20 protein-coding genes are annotated in these 25,390 nt (G+C 60.6%); 5 read left to right on the top strand and 15 right to left on the bottom strand.

The genetic code is table 11. The features are described from left to right. Positions 1–244: 244 nt before the first annotated feature. The 5 genes from ALIDE2_RS03545 (at position 245) to ALIDE2_RS03520 (ending at position 7,980) form a co-directional block, all read left to right on the top strand. A complete protein-coding gene (locus tag ALIDE2_RS03545) occupies positions 245–2,497 on the top strand; it encodes a hypothetical protein (RefSeq protein ID WP_238530097.1) in 2,253 nt (750 codons plus the stop codon). Positions 2,498–3,000: 503 nt separating this feature from the next. Beyond that, a complete protein-coding gene (tviB, locus tag ALIDE2_RS03535) occupies positions 3,001–4,278 on the top strand; it encodes a Vi polysaccharide biosynthesis UDP-N-acetylglucosamine C-6 dehydrogenase TviB (protein ID WP_013721420.1) in 1,278 nt (425 codons plus the stop codon). Between the two features lie 26 nt (positions 4,279–4,304). Then, positions 4,305–5,402 (top strand): NAD-dependent epimerase/dehydratase family protein, encoded by a 1,098-nt coding sequence (locus ALIDE2_RS03530; protein WP_013721419.1) that lies wholly within the window; start codon positions 4,305–4,307, stop codon positions 5,400–5,402. Positions 5,403–5,498: 96 nt separating this feature from the next. Then, positions 5,499–6,920 carry an oligosaccharide flippase family protein gene (locus tag ALIDE2_RS03525; RefSeq protein ID WP_013721418.1) on the top strand — a complete coding sequence of 474 codons (1,422 nt, stop codon included), beginning with the start codon at positions 5,499–5,501 and terminating at the stop codon, positions 6,918–6,920. 112 nt (positions 6,921–7,032) lie between these two features. Beyond that, entirely contained in the window at positions 7,033–7,980 is a 948-nt protein-coding gene (locus tag ALIDE2_RS03520; RefSeq protein ID WP_013721417.1) for a glycosyltransferase family 2 protein, read from the top strand. On the opposite strand, the gene ALIDE2_RS03515 is transcribed toward ALIDE2_RS03520, so the two are convergent. Genes ALIDE2_RS03515 through ALIDE2_RS03450 form a run of 15 tightly spaced genes read right to left on the bottom strand, consistent with a single transcriptional unit; the run spans position 7,981 to position 25,387 of the window. After that, complete coding sequence (locus tag ALIDE2_RS03515) at positions 7,981–9,018, bottom strand: GNAT family N-acetyltransferase (RefSeq protein WP_013721416.1); 1,038 nt, start codon at positions 9,016–9,018, stop codon at positions 7,981–7,983. It lies immediately after the preceding gene. A gap of 11 nt (positions 9,019–9,029) precedes the next feature. Beyond that, the gene (locus ALIDE2_RS03510) at positions 9,030–10,043 is read right to left on the bottom strand and encodes a polysaccharide deacetylase family protein (RefSeq protein ID WP_013721415.1); all 1,014 of its coding nucleotides are present in this window, start codon (positions 10,041–10,043) and stop codon (positions 9,030–9,032) included. Beyond that, a complete protein-coding gene (locus tag ALIDE2_RS03505; RefSeq protein WP_013721414.1) occupies positions 10,040–11,002 on the bottom strand; it encodes a polysaccharide deacetylase family protein in 963 nt (320 codons plus the stop codon). The genes ALIDE2_RS03510 and ALIDE2_RS03505 overlap by 4 nt, the downstream gene beginning before the upstream one ends. Beyond that, entirely contained in the window at positions 10,999–12,330 is a 1,332-nt protein-coding gene (locus ALIDE2_RS03500) for a putative O-glycosylation ligase, exosortase A system-associated (protein WP_013721413.1), read from the bottom strand. The genes ALIDE2_RS03505 and ALIDE2_RS03500 overlap by 4 nt, the downstream gene beginning before the upstream one ends. Positions 12,331–12,364: 34 nt before the next feature. Continuing rightward, positions 12,365–12,496: a hypothetical protein gene (locus ALIDE2_RS25625; protein WP_013721412.1), complete on the bottom strand. Its 132-nt coding sequence runs from the start codon at positions 12,494–12,496 to the stop codon at positions 12,365–12,367. A gap of 24 nt (positions 12,497–12,520) precedes the next feature. Further along, positions 12,521–14,143, bottom strand: coding sequence for an ArnT family glycosyltransferase (locus tag ALIDE2_RS03495; RefSeq protein ID WP_013721411.1), 1,623 nt, complete (start codon positions 14,141–14,143; stop codon positions 12,521–12,523). After that, positions 14,130–15,311: a glycosyltransferase family 4 protein gene (locus ALIDE2_RS03490; RefSeq protein ID WP_013721410.1), complete on the bottom strand. Its 1,182-nt coding sequence runs from the start codon at positions 15,309–15,311 to the stop codon at positions 14,130–14,132. The genes ALIDE2_RS03495 and ALIDE2_RS03490 overlap by 14 nt, the downstream gene beginning before the upstream one ends. Next, entirely contained in the window at positions 15,311–16,465 is a 1,155-nt protein-coding gene (locus ALIDE2_RS03485; RefSeq protein ID WP_013721409.1) for a glycosyltransferase family 4 protein, read from the bottom strand. The genes ALIDE2_RS03490 and ALIDE2_RS03485 overlap by 1 nt, the downstream gene beginning before the upstream one ends. A 1-nt stretch (position 16,466) precedes the next feature. Continuing rightward, the gene (locus tag ALIDE2_RS03480) at positions 16,467–17,621 is read right to left on the bottom strand and encodes a TIGR03088 family PEP-CTERM/XrtA system glycosyltransferase (RefSeq protein WP_013721408.1); all 1,155 of its coding nucleotides are present in this window, start codon (positions 17,619–17,621) and stop codon (positions 16,467–16,469) included. Continuing rightward, entirely contained in the window at positions 17,614–19,524 is a 1,911-nt protein-coding gene (locus ALIDE2_RS03475) for an XrtA/PEP-CTERM system amidotransferase (RefSeq protein ID WP_013721407.1), read from the bottom strand. The genes ALIDE2_RS03480 and ALIDE2_RS03475 overlap by 8 nt, the downstream gene beginning before the upstream one ends. Positions 19,525–19,526: 2 nt before the next feature. Continuing rightward, positions 19,527–21,095, bottom strand: a complete 1,569-nt coding sequence (gene xrtA, locus ALIDE2_RS03470; RefSeq protein WP_238530096.1) for an exosortase A — start codon at positions 21,093–21,095, stop codon at positions 19,527–19,529. A 10-nt stretch (positions 21,096–21,105) separates the two neighbouring features. After that, positions 21,106–22,344, bottom strand: coding sequence for a TIGR03087 family PEP-CTERM/XrtA system glycosyltransferase (locus ALIDE2_RS03465; RefSeq protein ID WP_013721405.1), 1,239 nt, complete (start codon positions 22,342–22,344; stop codon positions 21,106–21,108). 13 nt (positions 22,345–22,357) lie between these two features. Then, positions 22,358–23,404, bottom strand: coding sequence for a FemAB family XrtA/PEP-CTERM system-associated protein (locus tag ALIDE2_RS03460; RefSeq protein ID WP_013721404.1), 1,047 nt, complete (start codon positions 23,402–23,404; stop codon positions 22,358–22,360). 7 nt (positions 23,405–23,411) lie between these two features. Beyond that, the gene (locus tag ALIDE2_RS03455) at positions 23,412–24,278 is read right to left on the bottom strand and encodes an XrtA system polysaccharide deacetylase (RefSeq protein ID WP_013721403.1); all 867 of its coding nucleotides are present in this window, start codon (positions 24,276–24,278) and stop codon (positions 23,412–23,414) included. A gap of 8 nt (positions 24,279–24,286) precedes the next feature. After that, a complete protein-coding gene (locus tag ALIDE2_RS03450) occupies positions 24,287–25,387 on the bottom strand; it encodes an XrtA/PEP-CTERM system-associated ATPase (protein ID WP_013517633.1) in 1,101 nt (366 codons plus the stop codon). Positions 25,388–25,390: the final 3 nt, after the last annotated feature.

The following is a 25,390-nucleotide window of genomic DNA, read 5'->3' as shown; positions in this document are numbered from 1 at the left end:
CAATTCCTTGCCGCGACAACCAGTTACGCCTTGCGTTGCGCCTACCCAGACAATGCGTCGCTCCCTGGGCTGGGCTCCGCCTCGTTCGTAGCCACAACCATCTGCAATCGCTCATTGAGCGGTTCTACCCTAGGGAAACCACCCCCCATACCTACCTCTTAGTACCTGGCATCACGGCTACAGCGGTCGAAACGCATGCCGATAAGTACCTGAACGCATCCACATTGAGTGCCAAAAGCCATATATGAAAACTTCACTGATTCGGACCCAGTTTTCCAAGGGCCGCTACCACCAGCCATTGTCGGGCCTGCTAGTCCTGGCCACTTTGTCGGGCTGCGGAGGCGGCAGCAACGGCGGCGAATTGGCTGCAGAGGCGATGTCGCCGGTCACAACAAGCGCAGCGTCTACGTCGATTACTTTCAGGCCCGTGGCGTCGTCTTCATCAACGACATCATCAACCCAGCCATCACAGTCAACCACATACCCTACAACCCCGACACTACCGTCTGCGCCCACTCTGATCCCGAAGGCGCCTTTTAGCTGCGCGGCCGATGCGCTCACCTGCGTAGAGGTCGCATCCACCGGTTCCCAGGCCCAGGCCTCCGTGCCCGTCACATTCGGGCAGCCATTCAAGGCCGGGGACTGGCAGTTCACCACCCAAGGGCTTGTTGCCAAGGTGGACGGCGCCACCATCCCACTGCAGGCAGACGAAATTTCCTCCCACCGTGACGGCTCTGCCCGCTTCGCCGTCCTCAGCACCCAACTCAGCACCCTGCAGCCCGGCCAGAGCAAAATCATCAACCTCTACACCGGCGCCAAATCCACAAGTACCCCCAGCGTTCCCAGCAATCCCGACTGGAACCTGGAACTGGAAGCCCAGGTGTATGACACCAACGGCAGCATCACCACCTTGGTGGCGCAGCCCCAGGCCGATCTCGTCAAACAGATCGCCAACAATACAGGCCGCCGCCTGTCCGGTGCAGTAGCCAACGAATACACAGTGGCCCTGCCCTTCAAGAACAAGGCCACCGGCGCCACGCACCCGCACCTGACGGCCAGGCTGCACACCCGTCTGGTGGACGGCGGTCAACGCATTCGCACCGACGTGGTGATGGAAAACACCCGCACCTGGACGGCCAACCCCGGAAACATTACCTATTCGTTCGCCGTCAAGCGCAACGGCAGCACCATCTACACCCAGCCCAAGTTCACCCACTACCATCACGCCCGCTGGCACAAGGTGATATGGACCGGTGCCTCGGCAGAGCCGCAGGCGCGCGTACGCCACAACATGCCGTACTTCATGGCGAGCAAGGCAATTTGGAACTATGACCTCAGCCTGAGCATTCCAGAAGCGGTGCTCTCTGACTTCTACAAGCAATACACGCAAGCCAAGACGTCTCAAGCCAACCTTGGCCCCATGGCCAACCTGATGTTGACGCCCGCTTTCGGTACCACGGGCGGTCGTCCTGAAATTGGCCCTGTGCCGCAATGGACGGCTATGTACCTCATCTCTCAAGATGATCGGATGAAAGAGGTAATGCTGGCCCATGCCGATGCAGCCGGCTCCGTCCCCATCCACTATCGCGACGACTCATCCAATCTGCCACTCGACCTGGACCGGTTTCCGAATGTGTCGACCTGGCTTGGCAGCTCACAGCCTGCACTGCCAACCGTTGTCAATGGCACGACCATTTGGCAACCGGATACTGCGCATCAGGCCTCCTATGCCTATGTGCCCTATCTGGTTACCGGCGATGCATTCTTTCAAGATGAGCTGATGTACTGGGCTGCTTGGAATCTGACAGCAATGAATCCCGCATACCGGGGAGCTGGTCAGGGACTATTGTGGGAAGATCAGGTCCGCGGACAAGCATGGACGATGCGCGCGCTCGGAGAAGCCTCTCGCATCATCCCCGATACGCACGCAATGAAAGCATACTTTCAGCGCCGGCTGTCCAACAGCCTTGAATGGTTCTATCAAAATTGGGTTGTTACCCCCGCGGCCGACGTGTCGCCCATGAGCTCTCCGGTTAACCCGTACGATACGACCACGGTCGGACCATGGCAAAACGACTTCTGGGCCATCGTCATGGCTCAACACGCCGAGGCAGGTGAGCCACGAGCCATGGAACTCCTCAATTGGGTAAGCAAGTTTGGAGTAGGCCGCTTCATGAATGAAGCGCAAGGATTCTGTCTGGCCAAGGCACCCGCTTACTACCTTCAGCTTAAGAATTCAAGCGGCCAGTGGATCAGAAGCTGGAGCGAGCTTGCCCAGGTCAACTTCCCGGGCGTCACCTGCAACGGATCTCTCGAATATGATGGATACCCGACATGGTCTGGTGGATATGCAGCAAATGCACGCGCAATGCTTGCCGCCGTATCGAGCCTTAACATCACAAATGCAGCTACTGCATACACCCTCTGGAAATCGAAAACATCATCAATGGACAAGGATTTCTTGAACAACCCCACCTGGGCCATTGTTCCGAGGTAAATAGATCCAACAAAATGCACGTCCACCAAGCATTCATTCAGCTAGGTGGTCAGCAAATCCACGAAAAGGCGCCACTTGGCGCCTTTTTCTTTGGGCCAAGCAGATTCAAACCCGCCTCAGATATTTGCCTCCAGGATAAATTCGCGACTCAAGCTGCGCCTACAAAGAACGGATTCATACCTGAAGTGCAACACCTGCCAACAGCCAAGCCATGCAGATGCACGCCCCCAGGAAGTACAGCCCACTCCAACCCGCGAATTGCATGACGATGGCGAGCCCGATGCGGCAAAGTTGGAGCATCCACGCGATGGCTCGCCAACTTGATTGCCCACCCGTCATCATCAATTGCAAATTTCGCCACAAGTTCATCACGCCGCAAGGGCCTGGGGTACGATCACCGCAGGCGGTCTACTAGGAATTGTCTCTGTACTGCCCGCAACGCCCCACCCTCACTCATTGAAACCCTGGGTGCTGCAGTCCAGCCCATCCACTTCACCGCAGCCATGAACTTGAGTCACGAAAAAATTGCCATCATCGGCCTTGGCTACGTCGGCCTACCGCTTGCTGTCGAGTTTGGCAAGCATCGTCCTGTGCTGGGCTTTGACGTCAATGCTGCACGCATCGCGGAATTGCAGTCGGGCAGAGACAGCACGCTGGAAGTTTCCCCAGGAGATCTCAGGGCCGCAACCCACCTGCGATACAGCGCCAGTACGGAAGATCTGAGGGACTGCCGTGTTTTCATTGTCACAGTGCCAACTCCGGTAGACAAAGCCAACCGCCCGAACATGACGCCTCTGATCAAGGCCAGCGAAACCGTCGGCACGGTGATGCCCGAGGGCGCTGTGGTCATCTATGAATCCACGGTCTATCCCGGTGCCACCGAGGAGGTTTGCGTTCCTGTGCTCGAAAAGTTCAGCGGCAAGGAATTCAACGTCAGTTTCTTCTGTGGCTATAGCCCGGAACGCATCAACCCTGGCGACAAAGAACACCGTCTGCCTACCATCAAGAAGGTGACAAGCGGTAGCACTCCCGAAGTGGCCGAGGCGGTGGACCAGCTTTACAAACAGATCATCACCGCAGGTACCCATAAGGCGAGCAGCATCAAGGTGGCCGAAGCTGCCAAGGTTATCGAGAACACACAGCGCGACATCAACATCGCGCTGATGAACGAACTCAGCCTCATTTTTCATAGGCTGGGCATCGACACCCTGGAAGTATTGCAAGCCGCCGGCACCAAGTGGAACTTCCTATCCTTTCGCCCGGGCCTCGTCGGAGGCCACTGCATTGGTGTGGATCCGTACTACCTGACACATAAGGCGCAGGAAGTCGGTTACCACCCCGAGGTCATCCTGGCCGGTCGGCGCGTCAACGACAACATGGCCAACCATGTCGCTGACCAGACGGTCAAGCTCATGTTGCGCAAGGGCCTACCAGTGCTAGGCAGCAAGGTTCTGGTGCTCGGTCTGACGTTCAAGGAAAACTGCCCCGACGTACGGAACACCAAAGTCGTCGACATCGTCCGCAGGCTGCAGGGCTATAACACCCAAGTTGATGTGTTCGACCCGTGGATCAACCTCGAAGAAGCTGAACACGAATATGGCCTGAAGTGCCTGGCCGAAATGCCTGCGCCCGGTCAATATGCCGCTGTCGTGCTGGCGGTGGGACATCATCAATTCATGACATTGGGCGAGGTCGGAATCAAGGCCTTGGGACAACGTGACGCCGTGCTGTTTGATGTGAAGGGCATCTTGCCGCTGGGTACTGCAGATGGCCGGCTGTAATAGTGAATGATCATTGGAAGTTCCGCATGAATAATATGGACCAACGATCCTCGGCGTACGAACTGCTGAAATCTCGCCTCATTAATGAACAGCATGTTTGGCTTGTGACCGGCGTGGCAGGTTTTATCGGCAGCAACCTGCTGGAAACCCTGCTCAAACTCAATCAGCGTGTCGTCGGTCTGGACAACTTCGCCACCGGGCATCAGCGCAATCTGGACGAGGTACAAAGCCTGGTGACGCCTGATCAATGGGCCAACTTCCGTTTCATCGAAGGTGACATCCGCAGCTTGAATGACTGTCGGAATGCGATGCAGTTCTCTCCTGCCCGCTCCGGGAATACAGATGTCAAAAACGAAGCCGTCGAATACGTGCTTCACCAAGCAGCACTGGGTTCCGTTCCGCGCAGTCTAGCTGACCCCATCACCACTAATAGCGCGAACATCACGGGCTTCCTGAATGTGCTGGCGACAGCGCGAGATGCTGGGGTTAAGAGCTTTACCTACGCCGCCAGCAGCAGTACTTATGGAGACCATCCCGCTTTGCCCAAGGTGGAGAACATCATCGGCAAGCCTCTGAGCCCTTATGCCGTGACTAAGTACGTCAACGAGCTATATGCGGAAGTATTTGCGCGTTGCTACGGATTCCGGACCATTGGCCTGCGTTACTTCAACGTATTCGGATCAAGACAGGATCCCAATGGCGCCTATGCGGCGGTGATCCCGAAGTGGACTGCGGCGCTGCTCACCAGAGAAACTGTGTATATCAACGGCGATGGGGAAACCAGTCGCGATTTTTGCTATGTGGCCAATGCAGTGCAGGCCAACTTGCTCGCAGCAACGGTGATTGGCAGCGAGGCGACCAATCAGGTCTACAACATTGCCGTGGGCGGCCGCACCACCTTGAACCAACTGTTCGCATTGCTGCGGGAGAATCTGGCGCAGTTCGGCGTGGATCCGGTGGTGCAACCAGCCTATCGCGACTTTCGCGCTGGCGATGTTCGCCACAGCCAAGCGGACATTGGCAAGGCAATGACCTTGCTGGGCTATGCGCCAACGCACAGTATTGCTGAAGGCTTACGGGAGGCAATGAGATGGTACGTCGATCTTCAACGCCAGCCGCAATGACATGTCTTCGAATATGCCGTATATACCAGCTCTAAACCAGTAGCAGGCCTCAGCGCAGACGCCCATCACGTGATTTCGGTTCGTCAAAAAGTCGCCTTGCAGTTCCTCGTCAGCAACCTGGCCCTGGTCGCCAACTTCGTGCTGTCGATCGTGCTGGCCCGCCTGCTCACGCCCCAGGACATTGGCATTTTCTCCATGAGCGCAGTGCTCATGGCCGTGGCCCATGTGTTTCGCGACTTTGGCGTCACCGCATTCATTAAGCGCGAAAAAGAGCTCACAACCGAAACCCTGCGCAATGCGCTCGGCGTGCTCCTGATTACCTCTTGGAGCGTCGCCACGATCATGTTTTTTAGTGCCCCCTACTGGGCGCATTTCTTCCATGAAGCCCGAGTCGTACCCGCGGTGCAAGTGTTGGCGCTGGGCTTTGTATTCATTCCATTGGGCGCTATTCCCATGGCCATCCTGTCGCGTGAGATGGCCGTAGAGAAGTCGGCTCTTATAACTGCGGTGACCTCAGCGGTATATTTCGGCGCGTCGGTAATGCTGGCACTCGCGGATTTTGGCCCCATGACCATGGCCTGGGCCAACTTGGTCAACATCATCACTACTGGAGCCATGGCTCGCTGGGTGGTTGACCGTCCACTACCTTGGCTACCAAGCTTTCGCCAGCTTCACGACATCGTTCACTTTGGCCTGGGCAATCTGTTGACCGCCCTGCTCAAGGCGGCAGACAACGCACTGCCCGATATCCTGCTTGGACGTTGGATGACGCCTGCCGCAGTAGGCCTGTTCAGCCGCGCCAACTCCACGGTAAACATGGTGGGGACGGCATTGCTGCCCACGGTCAATTTCTTCGCCCTGCCCTACATGGCCAAGGTGCACCACACCCATGGGCCGGTGGCGGGGGAATACCTGCGCGCCAGTTCGCTGATCAACGCATTGATGCTGCCCGCGCTCGCCGCCATTGCAGTACTCGCACATGACATCGTGAGCCTGCTCTACGGCCGCGCCTGGCTGGAGGCCGTGCCCGCCATTCCGTGGCTATGCCTGTCCTATGCGATCAGCAGCCTGTTCACACTCAGCGCCCCAGCCCTGACCGGCGTCGGCAAACCCTATGCCGCCATCGGACCCAACGCCGTGTTGGTGGCGGCCAAGGTCGTATGTGCCGTTTGGCTCATGGATGGAACCCTGCACACCTTCGCGCTGGCGGTGGCGCTCGGCCAGTTGATGAGCGTGCCGTACTACCTGTGGATCCACGAGCGTTACCTGGGCCTGCGCTGGACTGCATGGATCAGGAGCACGATGTCATTGGTGGCACAAGCCCTGCTGGTGGGGTGCGTCTGCCTGGGGATACGCCAAATGTTGCCTCAAGACATGCCCCCCTGGATTGCCATTGTCGTCACGGGCGTCTGCGCCATGCTGGCGTTTTTGATAGGCTGCTTGCTGCTGCGATTGCCCATGGCCGACGAATTGAAACGGCTGCAGCACGCTCTCATGCAACGGCGACGAAGCCCGTGAACAACGTACCAAGTGGCGACGATGGACCAGCCGGCATATTTGCCATGTGCACGCCAAGTCCTGCAAAGCGCATGACGCTCGAAAAGATGCCGTGGTACTCTGGAGACAGACCATGAACCGCCCCCGTGTCTCCGTCATCATCCCCGTGCGCAATGGCAAGGACTACCTGCAGGAGGCCCTAGACAGCGTGCTGCAGCAATCATTTACCGATCTGGAATTGCTGCTCATCGACGATGGCTCCACAGATGACGATTACGACCGGTACGCTCTTCAGGACAAACGCGTCCGCGTAATTCACCTACAGGGCATGGGCGTTTCGCGGGCCCGCAATGTGGGCATGGCACAGTCCCGGGGAGACTTGCTGGCTTTTCTCGATGCCGACGACGTTTGGTTCCCCGGCAAGTTGCAGGCACAGGTGAATTACTTTGACGCGCATCCGGAAGTGGGCATCGTCTTTGGCAAGTTCATTCGATGGCAGGCATTGCCGAGTGGAGCGTTTGCGCCAGCCAGATCGCTCATGCAGGACGCAAGCAAGCTCACTCACGCCGATCCCGAACGGTCGGGCTGGCTGTACACCAGACTGCTGGGTGGATTGCTGGTCGGCATGAACACTGCGGTGGTGCGGCGCACCGTTTACGAGGCGATTGGCGGATTCAACGAGGCCATGCGGCAGGGTGAAGACTACGATTTCTGGCTCAAGGCTTCGCGGGTGGCTGAAATGCATTCACTCAACGGTCCCGTGGCCCTGTATCGCATCCATGGCGCCAGCGCCATGCACCGGTTGTCACCCGAGAACCACCTCGTCAATCTACTCAATGCAGCAGCCATACGATGGGGATTGGACACGGTCAATGATCAAAGTCTCACGCCCAAATCGTTCCATGAACGGCTCGCCCGCGTGTACTTTGACCATGCCTATGCCCACTACTGGCACGGCGACCGGACCATCGCCCGAGCCGCCTTCTGGCATGCACTGCGACGCGGCCATCACCCTCTTCGCTGCTTGGCCTATATCGCGCTGTCCTATTGGACAGGTCATGCAAAACCATCGACCCACTGATCAAGCGGCGAAACGCCAGCGCAGCCGTTGAATGAGGCCCAACGCCTGGCCCCAAGGGTTGGCTGAAACCAAACCTTTGAGATACTGATGCTCATCGTTGGCGAAGTCCCGCTTGGCCACGCTATCGCCCTCACCATGGTCTATGCAGGCAATGCCGTAATCCCGTGCCTTCGACAGAATGTGCCGATACAGCACACGTCCGGGGGAATAGGCGGCAAGCCGACTGTCATAGGCAGGAAACCAATAATGCAGCAGCGGCCCGCACTGCAGGCCGAAATGGCCCGCAACCAGTTGCCCGCCACAACGCAGCACGCTGAGCCGAGGCAGACAGAGTGGATCGCGAGACTCCAGCAGACGGTTCAATAGCCGCACATTGGCTGGGTTCAACAACGCTCCGCCATCATGGCCGGTACGCAGATATTGCGCGTTCTTCAGCGCCACCAGCAGTTCCAGATCCTGTGCAGGCGCAGCGGATTGCATCTCGAACGTCAGTGAGCCATGCTCCGTTACCAGTTTGCGCTCACGCCGCTCTATCTCGCTAACGACCTTTCTTTTCCGGGCTCGCAGCAATTCCCAGTAGGTATCTCCGCCATCGGAATGAATATGTGTGCGCAGCCCCTTCCTCGGGCTGTCTCCGGCCAGACCATGGACCGTCTGGCTTTCGTCAAGGTGTGTGAAATACAGACACGGTATGCCAGCCGCCTTCAGCAATGACTGCCACTCCAGCCTGACCTCGAAACGCGCCAGGAGGCCGAAGTAGTCGGTCATCTGGCGCCCCACCGGCTCCCTCAGGCCCAAGCGCCCCAGCCATCCAGCCGAACGTTGCAGCGGCATTACACCCACCAATTCGTCGTCACGCCAGCACAACAGCACATCCACGGGATCGACGGTGGCGTTCACTGCCTCCGCATAAGTAGGCGACAGAAATGCCCAGCGCGAAGACGAGTTCTCATCGAGCAACCGTGCCCACCCATCGCGCTCCGCCGCGGTCAACATGTTGAAGGGTTTGCGCCGAATGCGCAGGCGGTCGGTATTCATGGGCATAAGGGTCAGTGGCGCTGCAATGGGCGAAAGAACAAAAACGTGGCCAGGCGAGCAGAATCAATATCGCCCGCCCTGCAGGTCCAGGCGTTCTCAGGCACGTGGATACGCCCCAGCGCGGGCAACGGACTCGGCCAGCGTGATACATCTGCCAACACGGCATCGCTGGTGAACATCCACTCGAACCCGCTCTTTCTTGCCACTGCGACCAATGTACTGGACCAGGCTCCGTGCGGAAACGACATGCTTCGCACTGGCTGGTTCAGTTCGCCCAGCATGTGCTCGCTGGCCTGCAACTCAGCCTCGGGATCTGGAGACAAGGTCAAGGGGCTGTGCGTGTGACCATGCCCTCCGATGGCGAGGCGGCCCGCTTCCAAGGCTTTCAATTCGCCCAGCGTCACCATTTGCCGCTCTGCAACCTGGCCCAGGACACCTGGAGCATGCTGCTCCAACCACGCGCAGCGCTCGGCTTCCGGCATGGCGCCCAGATGGGCCGCCGGGGCCTGGCTGACACTCCCCTGCGGCTTCTCGGTCCACCCTGCGGCCGCACACAACCGAGCAGACGCCCCAGGTTCTTCCAGGGCCGCCACCAACGCGTCTTGCCACCAGCGCGGACTGTCCAGAGCCACAACCTCACTGGCCAGGAACAGCACCGCCGGCAGGCCACGCCGGGCCAGTTCGGGGACTGCATGGGTCAAGGTGTCGCGCCAGCCATCGTCAAAGGTGATCAGCATGGGGTTGGGGGGCAAGGGCCGCTGCTCCCGGCGGGCAGCCTGCAAGTCGTCCAGGCCCAGTACGCTGTAGTGACGCTGCACGAAGTCCAGCGTGCGCCGAAAGCCGCCAAGGGTAAAGGTGAATTCCCTCTCGGCGAGGGCAAAAGCCGGGTCATCAGAAGGCAGCACCCGATGGAACATGAGCACCGTGAGGACGCGGCGATTGCGCCAGCGGTGCCACGCCCCCAATGCACCGCAGCGATAGAGCGCTGTGCGCAAACCGTCCTTCAGGGATACGGCAATGCTCATACAGCCGCCTCTGGCACCTGCATCGGTTCCGTCATCAGGTTGCGCACCAGTTGATAGGTCACGTGCCAATCGCGCTCGGCCCACGGAGTGAAGCGCGGAATCTGGAACGGCGACGTGCACGCGTCAGCCACCCCCCAATGGGTGGTGACAGCGTAACGGTAGCCAGCATGCCTCACGGCATCCACGTGCAGGCGGGAGAAATCGGCATAGGGACGGCCATTGGGGTAGGCAAAGCCATTCACCGGCCCGCCCACTATGGCTTGCAGGTGTTCACGGGCGCCGCCAATCTCACGCTCGGCTTCCTCGGCATTGCAGTAGTCCAGGATGGGGTGCAAGGCAGTGTGGGCACCAATACCAAAGCCCTGGCTGTGCAAATCGCGCAGTTGGTTCTCGCTCATCACCGGAACGTCGGCTGCTTGCACACCTGCCGCAGCCTCCAACTGCTGCAGTATCTGCTCACGCCGATGGAGCGTAAGGTATTTCAACTCCTGCTCCAGCCGCTGCACCTGGCGCCGCCGATCATCCATAGTGACCACAGGCTGCGCCGGCAAAAAGGGAATGCCGAGGTCCAGCCATGGTCCCGGCAGGCGGCGCAGCGCCGCCAGGATGCGTTCGTGCCACAGGGGGACACCGTCAAATTGGCCCGAGGTGATGAAAAAGGTGGCGTGCAGGTTACGCCTGCGCAGTGCAGGCGCCACACCCGCCAGCCAGTCGGGATAGCCGTCATCGAAGGTGATGCAGGCCGCACGCCTTGGCAGGCGGCCTGTCTGCAGGCGGCCAACGGCCTCCTCCAACGGAAGCACTTGCAACTGGGAAAACGTGTAGTCCAGCAAATGCTCGAACCGGGCCATGTTCACATCGGCAGGCACCAGCGGGTCGCACTGCTGCGGCACCTTGTGGAACAGAAGGACCGACAGTTTGTCCTTGGACAAGGATTGCAGTACCAGCCTCGAAATCACGCCTTCCCTCCTGCCCCCGATGCCATCTCCCGCCGCATGGGATCGGCCAGTGCACGCACCACGTGGATGCGCAGCAGTTCCATGAGCATTACGACCATATAGATCACCTCGAAGTAGCCCAGACTCACGGCCGCGCCACCCACCATATAGGCCAGCACGGCCAGCATGAGCATATCGGCCATGTCGCGCGCCCATTGGTATGGCGAGCCGAGCCGGGCCGTCGCGCGTTTGATGACCCGCCGGCACCAGAGTGCCCTTGCCAGAATAAACAAAAACAGGCCCAGTCCCACAAAGCCCAGATCGCCCATCACCTCGAAATAGATGCTGTGGGCTGCCTTGGCCGAGAACTCCGGCACGGGCAGATGCAGAAAACCCAGCAAGCCCGAGGACGCCTTGAAGTTGTCCCAGATCGACTGGACCTGCACGGCATGGAAGCCACCACCAAAGATTGGATTGGCCAACGCAATGGCCGAACTGACCCTCCAGGCAAACACCCGGCCCATGAAGGAGTTATCGTCTTCCGCCTCCGTGATGGTGGACATGCGCTCGGTGATGTCTTCGGGAGCAAAGGCCAGAAAACCCACCACAGCGGCGACCACCAGGACAACGGCCAAGCCCTTGCGCCTGGTCGTGAAAATGAGCCACATGCCCACCACCGACACCGCAACGAAACCAGCACGCGAGCCGCCACCCAAAATGGCCAGAACCACCACGCAAAAAGCACCCAGATAGCCCAGGCGGACGAGGCGGTTGGTGGCATAGGTCTGCAGGTACAAAAGCACCGGAAGCACCAGGGCCAGCGCTGTGGAGAGGTGGTTGCGGTCGGCCAGCATGGTGCCCTCGGGGCCCAGCATGAGGTGCCCGCCACCCGAGGCGATGGTCTTGAGGCCATTGAGTACACCATGAATCCCCAGGCCCAGGGCAATGACGATAAGCACGGCATGGAAATGCACGCGCTCGCGCACGAAGAAGGGCATGACCACGGCGAACAGCAGTCCCTTGAGCAGGATCTCGTAGTACTGTTCGTCATAAGGGTTGCCGGCATAGGCAAACCAGAACGCGAAAGTGGCATGGATAGCCAGCAGCAGGTACAGCCAGGCCACGACGTTGCCCTGGTAATTGCGCCATGACACCCGCCCAAAGACCAGCAGCACCAAGGTAAGCATGGCAAACACGAAATTCACCCGTGCCCCCACCATGAAGCCATAGAAATACGTGGTGGGCGCCAGCATTCCGGTCCACCCCCACAGCAGATAGGCGTTGAAGGGCCGCGCCAGCGCCAAGGGTAGCGCGGCGAGCAGCATCAGGGCAAAAGCCAGATCACGCATGTCGTTGTTCTATCGGTGAGGAAATGGCGACGACTCAACGCGATGTATCGGTCTTGTCATATCGCAGATAGCCCAGATCGACCTCCCGGCCATCCCGGCCGCGAAACAGGCGCCAGCACAGGTACAGCATGAGGCCCATGTCGATCACCAGAATGAGTGCTTCCATCGCTGTCTTCCCCTTTGCATGCTTTCAATCAGCACTGATGCGCCGGTTGATGATCTTGAGCTCGATGTCCGTTCCCGACCGCCGAGGCGCCACCTGCCCCTTGTTGCGATAAACCACCAGTTGTGTCTCGTGCGCCGGATAGTTGGCCGGAGTGGCGATGCGAGCCACCTGCTCAAACTGGCCGCTGGCCATCACGCGCTCGAAGCGCTGCATGGCCTCTAGGTCGGTCCAGAAGCCAGGCTGCATCACCACATAGTGAACACCGTTGGCGTTGATAGCATCGGCAATCTCGGCCTCGGTGAGGCCCTTCTGCTCGACGCCCAACTCCCGCCGCACGGCCACGCCAAGCAGCAGCTTGTCGGCCCGCATCACGTGCAGGTCACGCCGATCTTCCCGTGCCCGCATGTTGAACACGAACGAGCCATCGCGATAGCCTGAGAACAGGACCGTGCTGTCGTGCGGCGCTAGGCGTGCCACCTCGGCGGCAGCCTGCGCATAACCCTGCACGTAGAACACGGGGCGCGTCCACGCGGTCAAGCCGGCAGTGGCAAGCACCAGCAGGGCCAGTGCAGCCACCGACCAACGCCCCAGGCGGGGCGGAGGAAGCAGCGTGTACAGCAAGAGCACGGCGAAGAAAACTACCGTGGGCAGCAGGAAGACGCTATGGCGTGCCTCCTTCAGATCAATGGACGAGAAAAACAAGTAGCCCAAGGCAAAGCCAGCCCACCAGAAGCCCAAACCGGGCGTGCGCCGCCACGCAGCCATGGCCGCACCAGCCAGGCCCAACACTGTCAGCGGCCAACCCACCTGCGAGGGAATCTGCTGCAGATACCACACCCACCCCCGCCAACTGGCGCGCGAGGCCACGGCATCGGCCACGCCGGCGACCGATTGCACATTGGCCTGGCCGAACTTGAGCGTGAGTACCGCCAGGGGCAGCAATCCGACAATGGCCAAGACCGCCACCCACCAGTGATGGCGGTTGCGCATCGCCGCCCAGCCGTCGCGCTGCAGTACCAAGATGGCGTAAACCACGCCCATGTAGCCCACGCTGATCTTGGTGTACATGCCCAGCACCAGCAACGCCACCCCCAGGTACAGCCACTTCACGTGACCGCCACTCAGGTAGGCCATCACGGCCACTGCGCTCCAGGCTAGAAATGCAAATGCAGGCACCTCCAGCATTACCTGTCGGCCCCAGAACGCCACCTCAGGCAGCCACAGCACCAGCGCGGCAAAGGCCAGCGACGGCACCGCAGGCAGCCAGTAGCGAGCCAAGCGCCAGCAGCCCAGGCCCAGCGCGACGTAGTGCAGGGCCACCACCAGCAGCGCCGTTTCTTGCGACACCCCAAATACGGCATAGAACGGCGCGCTGATCGCATAGAACAGCGGCGGATAGAGCAGGATGGTGAGCGCGGGGTACTGAGCGTAATAGCGGTAGGCATAGCCGGTGGGGTCATCCAAGGGCATGGCCTTGACGAGGTCCATGACAAATACGCCATTGAGGGCGTGGCGTGGCGAGTCACTCCAGTAAAAGGCCCCGCCGTGCGGTGCCTGCACGAACAGCAGCACCACGCACGCCAGCACCAAAGCCCAGGCCAGCAGGCGCTCTTGCCGATCGATGGGACGCCAATCAGCGCCGGGCATCAGCGATCCTTCGAAACAGTTGTAGTTGCCCCTGCGTCGTTGCATCCCAGGAGAAGGTCTGCGCGTAGGCTCGGGTTTCTTCTCGCGTTGGCAATTGGCTGTGCAGGTCGAGCCAGGCCGTGACCAGGGCCCGTGCATCGCGGCGGGCCATGAGCACACCGGCCGCTGGCCTACTCACCACCTCGGGCGTACCACAAATATCGGTCGCCACCACCGGCGTACCGCAGGCCATGGCCTCCAGCAGCACGTTGGCCCAGCCCTCGCGGCTGCTGCACAGGGCCAGGGCATCGGCCGCGCTGTACCACCACTTCAGTTCAGCCTGGGGTACCACGCCAGCCCAGCACACACGCTCAGCCACGCCCATGCGCTCGGCCAAGACTTTCAAGGAGCCCTCTTCCGGACCGGCGCCTGCGATCAGCAGCGTGACTTCAGGCAAGTGAGACAGTGCCTCGATGGCGATGTGGTGGCCCTTGAGCTCGACCAGGTTCCCAACCGAGAGCAAGTAGCGTCCCGGTACCGGCAAGCCCAGGCGCTGGCGGGCTTCGGCACGGTCTTCGGGCACGAAACGCTCCAGGTCCACACCGTTGCGCAAGATGTTGAGCTTGGAGCGATCGGCCCCCAGTTCTGCCAAACGGTCCATGAGCGCCTGGCTCACGCCAATCGAAGCGCTGGCCTGCTCAGCCGCCTGCAGGATCAGCTTGCGCGGAAAAGAGTACTGCGCGATGAGGTTCAGGTCGGAGCCGCGAGCCGTCACCACAAACGGCTTGTTAAGCCATTTGGCCAACAGCGCGGCGGCCACGCCGTCGGGGTAGTAGTAGTGGGCATCAATGAGGTCGAAGTCGAAACCCCGGCGCTGCAACCGGCGGATGGCGGGCAAGGCCCCCAGCGCCATGGCATAAGGCGCGAGATTCATGCCCACCTTGGGCAGCAGCAGATAACGCGGGTGATGCACCTCGACACCGTTGCGCTGCTCCATGTGCGGCGTGGCGGCGAACCGCGCGTATGCGCCAAAGCGCTTGCCCTTGAAAGGAAACCACGGCACGGGCGCCACCACCTTGGCCTGCACCTCGCCCGTCTTGAGCAGTTCGCGCAAGCGCGTCTCCACGAAGATGCCATGGATGGGGCGCACCGCACTGGGGTAAAGGCTGGAGAACAGCAGAATTTTCATCACCCCCTCGCTTGTACCAGGCTCAGAGCCCTGCGCGCATTACCCAGCCAGGTCAGTTCCAGCCGGTCGATAGTGTCCGCCGCCCCTTGGGCCAGACGCCCGCGTAACACGCTGTCGCTGCACACGCGCTGCAGGACATGCTCCAGTGCGCCGGGCTGTGCTTCATCGAACAGCAGCGCATTGAGACCATCGGCCAGCACCTCTTGCAGGTTGGGCGTGGCCGGAGCGATAACGGCCTTACCCAGCACCAGATATTCCATGAGCTTGAGCGGCGAAGCATAGGGCGTGACGGCGGGTTGCAAAGCCACGTCGAAGGCAGCCACGTAAGCGGGCACTTGGTCACGGTGGATCACGCCGGTGAAGGTGACTCGTTCTCCCAGTCCCAGACGGCAGGCCTGGGCCTGCAGTTCGGTGCGTACCGGACCGTCCCCCACCACTAACAGATGGGTGTCAGTGGGTGCATCTGTGCCGGCCATCCAATCAATGATGCGATCGACACCATGCCAGTCACGCACGAATCCGGTAAAGCCCAGCACAACCCTGCCCTGCAAGCCAAGGCTGGCTTTAGCCTCGGCCGGACTTGGGGCATGGGCGAAGTGGGCGCGGTTGATGCCATTGGGGATGACATGGATCCGCTCGGCCGGCACGCCATAGTCGCGCACATGGGCAGCCAGCACGGCAGTGACGGGCAGCACGGCATCAGCCCCACGCCAGGCCTTGCCCTCGGCCCAGCGGGCCAAGGTGCGCAAGGCCAAGCCACCGCTGTGCTGCGAGCGCTCGAACACCAATGGCGCATTCACTTCCAGTAACAGAGGCACGTCCAGGCGGCGCTTGACCATGAGACCGGCCAGCAGGAACAGGTTGTAGCGCTCGTAGATGAGGTCGGGCTTGAATTCGCGTGCTGTGGCCATCAGCTTGCGATAGGCCACCAGGCTATAGGCCAGTTCCATGAATTCATACATGGCCTTGGGCAATACGGCCTTGAGGTGATGCACCCAGCCCACACCACCGCCCATACGACCATCGTCCTGATCGGCCAGAGGGGCGACGACGCGCACCTCGTGCCCCAGGGCGCGCATGGCGTCGATCATTTCTTCGATATGCACAGCCTGCCCATCTTTCGAGGCTGTGCGATGGTGGTAGAGGATACGCATGTCAGACGGTAGCCCGACCCACCTGGGGATCGAACAGTTGTTGGTATTGCCGCACCATGGTGCCCATGGCGAAGCGGCGCAGCGCATGTTCGCGGCCAGCCTGGCCCTGGCGGACGGCCGCGCCAGGATCGCTGAAGGCGCGCGCCATGGCGTCGGCCAGCGCCTGCTCGTCGTCGGACGGCACCAGGTGCCCCGTGACGCCCTCCTGCACGAGGTCGGGCGTGCCGCCCACTGCGGTGGCCACCACGGGCAGGCCGCTGGCCATGGCCTCCTGCAGCGTGCACGAGGTGCCTTCGGTCTGCGAAGGCAGAACGAACAGGTCGAACGAGCGCAGTACGTCGGCCACGTCGGCCCGGGCGCCCGGCAGCCAGGCCAGGTCACTCATGCCAGCCTCGGCGAGCACGCGCTCGACCTCGGTGCGCAGCGGGCCTTCACCGACGATGACCAAGCGCGCGGTATCGCGCATGGCGGGATTGTCTTGCAAGGCACGCACGAAAGCGCGCGCCAATAGGGGCTGGTTCTTTACGGTCTGCAGACGGCCCACCGTTCCCACCAGCCAGTGCCTGCCTGGCTCGAAGGGGCAGCCCGATACCGCGCGAGGCATGCCATGCGCCGGTGCAAAGGCGTCGGTGTCCACTCCGTTGGCAATGAGGTGGCGCCGCCGCGCCGGCACACCCACCGCACGGCCAAGGTAGTCGTCCAGATCGCGCGAAACGGCCACGTAATGATTCACGAAGGGCCGGTACAGGCGGCGCAGGCGCTGATAGCGCGGATTGCGGCCCTGGGGGTCGTGCGCGTCCCAGCCATGCTCGGCGTGCACACGCAGCGGCACACGTGCCAGCCACGCCAGCGGTACCACCTCCAGCGCTGCCAAGTTGCAGGTGTGCAGCACATGGGGCCGCAGCTCGCGCAACAGGCGGTACAGCCGGGGGTACAGGGGCACGGCATGGCCAGGAGGCTTGTGCAGCGCGATGAAGCGCACATCGGGGCGGGCGATGCGCTGGCGGAATTCGCTCACGGTGGTCAGTGCCAGCACCACGTGCTCGAAGCGAGCGGGCGGCAAGCGGTTGATGAGTTGCACGATGACGTTCTCCAGCCCGCCTACGCCGAAGCTGTGCACCACATGCACGACGCGAACGCGGTCCGCCTCAGCCATGGGGAGCGGCCCCTTCGTTCAGGCGCAGGAAGGCCTCGAACATGAGCAGCATCCACAGCGCAGTGGCGTGGTCGCGCAGGCCGCTGTTGTGCTCATCGACCAGGCGGCGCAGGGTCACGGGGTTGAAGTAGCCACAGTCGCGCATGCGCTCGCCCAGCAGCGCCAGGCGCACGCGGTCTTTCAACGGGCCGCGCAACCAGGCCGCCAGCGGTACTGAAAATCCCATCTTTGGCCGATACAGTACGTCGCGCGGCAGCAGGGGTTCATAGGCCTGCTTGAAGATGACCTTGCCCTGGCCTGCGCGGATCTTGAAGTCGCTGGGCAGCGTGGCCAGCCACTCCACCAGCAGGTGATCCATCAGCGGCTCGCGCACCTCCAGCGAGTGGGCCATGCTGGCGCGATCGACCTTGGTGTTGATGTCGCCCACCAACCAAGTCTTGTAGTCCAGGTACTGGATCAGGGCAAGCGGGTCCTCGGTCTGGGCCTGCTCGGCATGCAGGCGAAACACCTCGAGCGCGCCATAGCCCCCCAAACTGCGCTGGAAGGCAGGCGAGAACAGCGCCCGGCGCTCGTCGCCACGCAGTTGCGACATGCTGTGGCAGTATGCCTGCACGCTATCCATGGCCAGGGCCTGGAAGGTGGTCTTGGCGCGCAGCGAACGCGGCGCCCAGTCGGCCTTGGGATACCAGCGCCCCAATGGTCCGAACATGCCGCGGCGCAGCGCGAGCGGCAGGCGCCCGCGTACGGCCTCCTCGCCGAGATGCATGCGGTAGCGCCGGTAACCGCCCATGCTCTCGTCGCCCCCGTCACCGGAGAGCGCCACCGTGACGTGCTTGCGCGCCATCTGGCAGACGCGATACGTGGGAATGGCCGAACTGTCCGCAAAGGGCTCGTCGTAGAGCCAGGCCAAGGTGTCGATGAGATCGAAGTCGTCGCTGCTGACGATATCCAGCCTATGGTCGGTCCGGTAATGATCGGCCACCTGCTGGGCGAAGCTCGACTCATCGAAACGAGGATCGTCAAACCCGATGGAGCAGGTGTGCACCGGCGTGCTGGACAGGCCCGCCATGGTGGCCACCACGGCACTGGAATCCACGCCACCCGACAGGAAGGCGCCCAGTGGCACATCGGCGATCATGCGCAGGCGCACGGACTCGCGCACGCGCTCACGCAGCTCGGCTTGCGCGTCCTGCAGCTTGATGGGGTTGTCGTTGGTGAAGCGCACGTCCCAGTAGGGGCGTGGAGCCGGCCTGCCTGCGTCACCACGGCGCAGCGTGAGCGTGTGGGCAGCGGGCAGCTTGTGGGCGTTCTGGTAGATGCAGCGCGGATCGGGAACGTACCCGAACGAAAAATAGCCCTCCACCGCGAGCGGATCGATGTCGCGCACGAAACCCGGGTGGGCGGTCAGCACTTTGAGCTCGGAGCCAAAAATGAAGCTGCCGTCCGGCAACCACGCGTAATGCATGGGCTTGACGCCCATGCGGTCGCGTGCAAGAAACAAGGTTTGGTGTTTACGATCCCACAAGGCGAAGGCGAACATGCCTCTGAGCCTGTGCACGCACGCCTCACCCCAGGCCTGCCAGGCATGCACGATCACTTCAGTGTCGCTGCGCGTCCTGAAACGGTAGCCCAGATCATTGAGCTCCTGCATCAACTCAAGGTAGTTATAGATCTCGCCATTGAAGACGATGCCCACGGTGCCGTCTTCATTGAACAGAGGCTGAGTGCCCGTGGCTAGGTCGATGACCGACAGGCGCCGGTGCCCCAATGCCAGGCCGGGCTCCAGGTGGACTTCGTTTTCGTCGGGTCCGCGGTGGGATTGGACGTTGTTGATCCGCGAAATCAGGTCGCGCGGGATCGTGCCCGTACCCCGCGTGTCGAAAATGCCGGAAATGCCGCACATGCTCAGTCGCGCCCTCGTGTTTGTCGCAGCGCCTGTGCCAGGGCGCTTCCCTGGCTGTCCAGATAGGACTGCAAGAGCGCCGAAGCATCAGCCTCCGCTTCTTTGGCATCCGACAAGGGCGTGTAGATCACGATATTGGCTCCGTCGTCGCCCCAGCCGCTGATGCGCCCCAGAGCGCCCCGGATCTTGCCCGCGTAATCGCTGGCTGTGAAGGTGCCATGGACCCAGTAGAAGCGCCACGCCAGCAAGCGCTCACCCGCACCGACCATGCCACGCGCATGCTGGCGTATCACGGCGCTGTCCACGCGCAGGGCCCTCCCCTGCATTTGCACATTGGCGGAACCACTGGCCACGCGTGCCCAGACGGGATCCAGGCTACGCACCAGCACGTTCTCCGAGCTGACCAGCTTGCGCTTGTAGTTCTGCTGGCGGTAGTAGCTCACGAGCAAACCCAGCGGTCTGCCTTGGGCATCCGCAAGACCCATGTGCAACTCGGCAGATGCGTTCTGGAATGCGGGCTCCCAGGAACTGGGCGGCATGGCCGTAGCGTGCCAAGGAGCCGCGACGATCGGCCTAGCCAATTGAACAGGCGCCGTCTTCGTACCCAGGTTCATGATGGCCAGCACTGCGTACGGGGCCAGCACGACCACGAAAGGCAGCGACAGTGCAAACCATGGCCACCGGTTCAAGTAGCTTGCTTCAACCAGGCTCCCGGGTACTGAAGCCTTGAGCGGCGGCATTGGATCAACCCAGCGCGCACCGATGAGAAACATGATGCCGATGACCAGCCCAAAGAAAAGCCAGCCGTAGATAAGATGGTCCACGCCAGTCGCAATGGTGTTTCCTGAAAAGTGCCCCAGCATCACGATGAGGTATGCACGCAACCAATTGGCCACCAGGGGGACCACGATGGCCACGCCAATGAACACCATGCGCTTGCGCATGCTGTGGTAGCTGAGATAGGCGAACAGGCAGCCCACCGTCACCGACGCGATGAGGTAGCGGATGCCGCTGCATGCCTCGACGACGGACCAAGTCCCCGACGGGATGATGAATTGCAGTCCTTCGCGGTATACCGGAATGCCGCTCACACGCAGCGCCAGAACGGTGAAATCGGCCGTCCACTCCATCAGGCGCGGCATCAGGAAATCGCCGATGGGCACGGCGAAGAACAGAAAGCCCAAAGGGAAAGCCAACGCCCTGGTGATGCGCCAGCCCAGAACTGCCGGCACTGACAGCACAATGAGCATCATGAGCGCGAGCTGTGTCGCCGCATTCACGGAAACCAGATCGCCGACCAGCCAGAGCGCTGCCGCACCCGCCATGAGGAGCCACGCCAACCGCCCAGGGCGCGGCACCATGGGAGCCAGTGCGGCACGTTGACGCCACACCAGCCACAGAGCAATGAAAGGCACCACGAACCCATGCGCATAGGTATCGGAGCGCGCCCAGATCATGGCCATGCCCCAGGCCGAATGCCAATAGATGGCCAGGATTGCAGCCTGCAGCAATACAAGTGCAGCCAGGGGGCGGCGCCAATGAGCGGGTATCGATCGGATGCTGCCTGTCATGCGTGCATCCTCATGCTCCGGCACCACCGGCATGGGCGGCACCTGCGTTGCCGAGGCAACTATCGATGGTGCCCAGGTGTGCCTGCCAACTACAGGCATGCTCCACATAGCTGCGCGCTTTGCGCCCCAACTCAGCAACGCTGGTTGGAGACTCAAGCAGAGACTGCAAGACCTGGACGAACTCCTCTGACGCATCGGCTCGCAACACTCCCTGCTCTGCCGTGGCACCGATGGCATCGGCGCAGCTGGTGACCGTGACCACGGGTTGCTGCATGGCCATGGCTTCGAGAATTTTGTTTTGAATGCCACGCGCGACGCGCAATGGCGCCACTACCGCATTGGCATGCTGCAGATAGGGCCGCACATCGGGTACGGTGCCCGTGACGACGACATGCGGACTTGCCAATGCCTGCACCTGCGGCGAAGGACTGCGGCCTACGATGTAGAACCGAACCTGCGGGTAACGCGCAACCAGGTGCGGCAACATATCCGACACGAACCAGCTCACACCGTCTATGTTGGGCCAATAGTCCATGGCACCGGTGAACACGATGGCCTGCTCCCCTGCGGCAAAGGGGCTTTCCCGCCGAGGATGGGGCGCGAAAAAATCGGAATCCACCCCATTGCCCATGGACTGCACCCGTCCCGCGCATTCGGGGGCCTGCGACAGGAACAAGGAAGTTTCGTTGGTCGTCACGAAATACGCACGTTGCGCCAATGCAGCCATGGCGCGCTCGTATGCGAGAAGATGTCTGCCCTCCCTACGGTACAGCATGGACAAAGGCCAACGGTGCGCGGGGGCGTACTGGGTCCATTTGGCAGAGTCCACATCCACGAAGTCCACCAACATGGGCACCTGCGGTAGAAGCATTTGCGCATATTGCGCCATGGCGGAAGAAAAAACCACACATGCTCTCAGATCGTGCGCGGCAGCCGTCTGCTTCACCCATTGCCGCATGCCAGCGCTACGATAAAAGGCGAGCGTCAGCGCTTCACCTGTCAATATCCCGCTGAGGCTTTTGATTTTGGCGCTGCGGACATGAATGCGCTCCACATGCAGGTCGCTGCACATGGCCCGGAGCGTCGGCAGGTGCTGCAAATCGTCCGGGTCGTCTACAAACGTCCCCAGGAACACGCGGTGACTCTTCTGCAGGTGACGCAGCAAATGGTACGAGCGTACCTTGTCACCCTTGTTGGGTGGGTACGGCAGCCTGTGCACCAAATAAAGAATATTACTTGCAGCAGCCATGCGTCAGATGGTCTTATCCAAGGTTGCGCACAATCTTCGGCCCGAGCCAATTGGTCAGCTGAATGGGCATGCGCCGCCAAGCGGCAATCAGCAGACGATACTTGGCATTCGAGGGGTTGTTCTGCGGCACGCTGTCGCTTTTGTACAGCCGGTACTCGTAGTGCAAAGGCGTGGGCTCGAATCCCCAGTTTTTCTTGAATGCGTATGAGCCCGTGTTCTGCTTGCTGCGCCCATAGTCAAAGACTTTCAGACCACGTGCACAAGCACGGCGCATCAGTTCCCAATATTTGAAATCATTGGCCGCAAGCTCTCGCGCCGCTGAAGCGTCCCCAGCGTAGTAGGGCAGCACTTCGTCACGAAAATAAAAACTCAAAACGCTGCTAATGGGATGGCCATCGGGCGAACAAACCGTGAGCACCTCACAATCAGGTCCAAAAATGCGAAGCAAGGCTTTGAAATAGGCCTTCGGCAGGGCTGGCGTCCCATGGCGACGCACATTGTCGGCATAAAGCGCAAAGAAACGATCCACCGAGGTGTCGATGTGGGAGGTCAGGCCATTCTTGATGCCCTTGCGCACCATCGCGCGCTGTTTGCGCGGGATGGCCAAAAGATTGGCCTCTTCTTTAGGTTCGATGGGCTTGCGAAACGTCACATAAAGGTCTTGCAAAGGCCAATCCGCATGCCGGCGCTGCACGTTGCGCAGCTCTAGATGATCCACCCCCAGGCGCTCAGCCAGGCACTCGGCCTCTCGCTCCAGCGCCGATGCGGCCTGCTCGTCGAGTGCAGCAACACCTCCGTACACGGAGAATGGCAGGCTGACCAAAGCGTTTCCAAACAGACGACTTTTGACATGCCCAAGCGGCAAGACCCCTCGGATACCCCCACCTGCACCCGATTCCGCAAAGAGAAAATAGGTGTCGTGGCGAAAAACCTCGCGAATCAGCGCCTGCCACCCGGAACGGTGAAAGAATGTGGCCTGGGCACAACCACGCACAAAGTCATCCCATCGGACAGTATCGGAAGCATTGTTCGGATCCAGTCGATGGATCGTCAATTCCATGGAGAGATCAGACAAGAGAGACCTCCGGTGCATGCCGGGGTAGAAAAACGTGATCCATTCGCCCCCAACAAAAATCCTGCAGCAGCAGCCCCAGCCTTTTCTCCATACGGCCTATGTTCACGTAGTGCCTGAAACGTGTCCTGAGGCTGATGCCTTGAATGCGCGGCTGCCGGACATCGATCTCCCATGGATGGAAGTAAAAAACTGCAGGTGAGTGATCCTGGGTATTAACATGACGCAGCATCCAGTGCGACAACGAGTATGGAAGAAGGCGGAAGTAGCCGCCACCGCTCGATGGCAGATTATGGTTGAAGATGCGCAATGTGGTCGGCGGTATTTCGATCAGGCCCTGACGGATCTGGTGGCTGAAGCGTGGCGCATCCGGCATTCCATAGTGATCATGCCGTATGGGATAGATGCTGGAGCTGTAGCGGTACCCAGCGCGCAGCAATGTATCGAGTGCCCACATATTGGCAGAGCCGATGGAAAAGCTAGGAGCACGGTACCCCAAGACCAACATGCCACCGATATCTTCGAGCAATGCTTTGGCGCGGTGAACGTCATTGAAGAAGTCGGCCTCCGACAGGTCACTTGCACGCTCATGCCCATACCCATGGCTGGCAAGCTCATGCCCGCCATCCACGATGCGGCGCACCATTGCAGGGTACCGTTCGGCGATCCAGCCCAACGTGAAGAAGGTCGCCCGGACGCCTCTATCGTCCAACAGGGCCAATATACGATCCACGTTGCGCTCCACACGGCATTCACGCGAATCCCATTCGCTGCGCTTGATATATGGCGCAAAGGCCGAGACCTGAAAATAGTCCTCTACGTCGATGGTCAGCGCGTTGGTAATGGGACCGGGATCGTGCATGACACGCTCTAACCAGCCGCGCTATCCGGATGGGATCGCCGCGCTGCAGCCACCAGCTTCTGCAAGTTCATCAGGATCTCCAAGTTCACCCGCTCTTGGCGCAGCACGCTGCGCTCAATACGCAAAAGATGCGCGCTCAGCTGCTCCGCAGTTATGTTCGCAAGGTTGCTTGATAGTCCACTGGCCAATTCATCATCAAGACTCAAGTCCGCCAACTCCGAGTCGTCATATGGAAGCGCTCCGCGTGTTGCCGTTCGTAGTGGCGACTCCCAGGGATGCGCCACTTTCGGCGGCACATTCATTTCGGATTGGATCTCGTGAATGATCTCATTGAGCAGCTCAAGATCTATATGGATCTTGTCGGTAAGAAAGCCTTGCAGCAAAACACGATCCATCAAGGTATTGATACGCCGAGGAATACCCGCAGTAAAACGATATATTCCCTCGAAGATTTCAGAATCGAAAGTGGGCTTGTCGCTCGCTCCAGCACACTTCAGGCGATGCAGTATGTACTCCCGGGTTTCTTCAGAATCCAGTGGTCCGAGGTGGCAGGTGGCAATGACTCGCTGCCGCAGTTGCAACATGCCAGGGCTCTGCAGAATCTCACGGAACTCGGGTTGCCCTACAAGAAACGTCTGTAACAAAGCATCCTGTCCATTTTGAAAATTGGACAGCATGCGCAACTCTTCCACTGCCTGCGGTTGCAGGTTCTGCGCCTCATCGACGATCAGCAGGCAGCGCTTTCCCTTCAACGTCTGAGCGACAAAAAACGCCTCAAGCGCTAGCAGCAAATCCCCCTTGGGCACCCCATGCACGCGAACACCGAACGCGGCGCCTACCAAGCGCAGCGTATCGTCCGCACCTAGTTGCGTACTCACCAGATGCGCAGCCACGACGGTGTCAGGGTCCAAACTGTCGAGCAGGCCGCGCACAATCGTGGTCTTCCCTGCGCCGACCTCTCCCGTGATGACGATGAAACCTTCGCAGCACATGACACCGTATTCCAGATAGGCCCGGGCGCGCTGATGCTGCTTGCTGCTGAAATAGAAGCCTGGATCGGGATTGAGCTGGAAGGGTTTGCTGGTTAACCCATAAAAAGCTTCATACATGGA

The organism is Alicycliphilus denitrificans K601, assembly GCF_000204645.1.
GTDB classification, from domain to species: domain Bacteria; phylum Pseudomonadota; class Gammaproteobacteria; order Burkholderiales; family Burkholderiaceae_C; genus Alicycliphilus; species Alicycliphilus denitrificans.
This window is presented reverse-complemented; position numbering and strand designations above follow the sequence as displayed.